This window comes from Paracoccus sp. MKU1 (genome assembly GCF_001447385.1).
Lineage (GTDB): Bacteria > Pseudomonadota > Alphaproteobacteria > Rhodobacterales > Rhodobacteraceae > Paracoccus.
This window is the reverse complement of sequence record NZ_LLWQ01000083.1, coordinates 1-1,807: the sequence shown is the minus strand read 5'-3', so window position 1 is coordinate 1,807 and position 1,807 is coordinate 1. Positions and strand designations below refer to the sequence as shown.

General features: G+C 62.6%; 2 protein-coding genes and 1 pseudogene. 1 reads left to right on the top strand and 2 read right to left on the bottom strand.

Going from position 1 to position 1,807, the window contains the following annotated elements; translation table 11 throughout:
• Both AQY21_RS27585 and AQY21_RS05415 read right to left on the bottom strand, forming a co-directional pair.
• Positions 1–263: transposase family protein (locus tag AQY21_RS27585; RefSeq protein ID WP_161905932.1), on the bottom strand; the 263-nt coding region annotated here is incomplete at its 3' end.
• Between the two features lie 98 nt (positions 264–361).
• Positions 362–1,324 (bottom strand): annotated as a pseudogene (locus AQY21_RS05415) (ISNCY family transposase); the annotation flags it as partial.
• A 219-nt stretch (positions 1,325–1,543) separates the two neighbouring features.
• Here AQY21_RS05415 and AQY21_RS05410 point away from each other — a divergent pair.
• A partial coding sequence (locus AQY21_RS05410) for a transposase (RefSeq protein WP_203416394.1) occupies positions 1,544–1,807 on the top strand: 264 nt, incomplete at its 3' end.

Sequence of the window (1,807 nt, the reverse complement as noted above, 5' to 3'; positions counted from 1 at the left end):
AACGTCTTGACCGGGCATTGCGCAATCAGACATCGGAACCGCYGAACCGAAAGGCGCAGCTGAACAGTTCGGCCGTGGGCGGGCAGATCTGCGAGACTGCGGACATAGCGCCCATGTCGGCGCGCCGACCGGAAGCCGCACTCCGGACAGAACGCTTCGGACCGGATCATCTCCGCATCAACCGAAATCACCGCGCCGTCCACCCTGTATCCGGTTGCGCGCACCCCCTCAGGCAAGAGCCTGGTATCGTAGCGTGCCGGCATGATGTCCACCTCCTTGAACAAACACGCTGAATGTAGAGCGGGCGCATACGGACATCACACAATCTGCGTCAGAGCCAAAATTGCAGGCCGAAACACATGCTGCCCACTTGGTGCTGGTCGCGCAGGCAGAGGATGTCGCTCAGGCGGGATGCCGGCAGGTTCAGCGGCCGGTGCRGAGGTCGTCGGGCCGGGAAGGGGCCTGGGCAAAGCGCAGGTTGTGGGCCTCGATGAATCCCGGCAGGAAGGCGTTGGCGGCGGCGATGTCGCTGATGCCCGCCAGGCGCAACTCCTTAACCAGCCGGTCCAGCAGCGTGCGATTGGCCCGTTCGACCCGGCCCTTGGCCTGCGAGCTATTGGCGCAGATGATCTCGATGTTCAGCTCGCAAAGCGCGCGGCCGAACTGCGTCATGCCATGGCCGATGCGGGCCTCAGTGCGGTTCACCCGGAAGATGCTGTGCTTGTCGGAATAAAAGGCGACCGGGCGACCATGCGTCTGCAAATAGTCCCGCAGCGCCGCGAAATAGGCCTGAGTGCTTTCCGAGTCAACGAAGCGCGTCTGCATCAGCTTGCCGGTGGCATCGTCGATGAACACCAGGAGCGTGCAGACCGGGCCGCGATCCTCGAACCAACGGTGTTCTGAGCCGTCGATCTGGATCAGCTCGCCCAGGGATTCGCGCCGCAGCCGCGGCTGGTGCACCCGGCGTCGCCGGGCTCGGCTCTGCCWGAGCCCGGCCGCTCTCCGACGAGACCCGGATGCCATGCCGCTCATGAAGCTTCTCGGCCGCCAGCGTCGGGCCGAAATCGGGATAGTCGCTGCGGATYAGCGACAGGATGTAATCGCGCTTCAGATCGCTGGTGCGGTTGTTCGAGGGCCGGCCGCGCAGCTTGTGGCGCACGGCCATGGCACCTTCGTTCTGCACCTCGCGGACCWGGCGCTGCACCTGGCGCTGGCCGAGGCCGAGCAGTTTGGCCGCCGTCGCCGTGCGCAGGCTGCCGTCCAGGAGCTGTGCCAGCACCTCGATGCGTTGGAGCTCGCGGTCGCTCATCAGAACCAGTCCCATGTCGAAGCCCTCATGCCACGCGGTCAAGCCCAGCGTCGGCCTTCAGGGCAGAGGCGACAAATCAACTTTGCCAGCTCGCGACAATTCTAATTTGCTTCTACATATGATCATGCAATAATCCGTATTATGTAATACTATGATGCTTCCACCTACCGCCTTATGATCGTAACGGCCCGATTGTTACCGTCTGCCTGAGTTTGGGCTGATGGATTAAGGCACGTGCATAGTGACGTCGTTAATGACGTGTCTTATGCGGGTGTGGGGATGCGGGGCGATATTCTTGGACTGGAGCGGCGGCGGCGGTGGAGCGACGAGGAGAAGCTCGAGATCGTTTTGTCGGTCGGCGTGGACGGGGCGACGGTGACGCAGGTTGCACAGCGGCACGATGTGACGCGGCAGCAAATCTATGCCTGGCGGCACCAACTAAAGAAGAAGGGCGTGATTTCGGCGTCTCCGGAAACGCTGTTTCTGCCGGTTGAATTG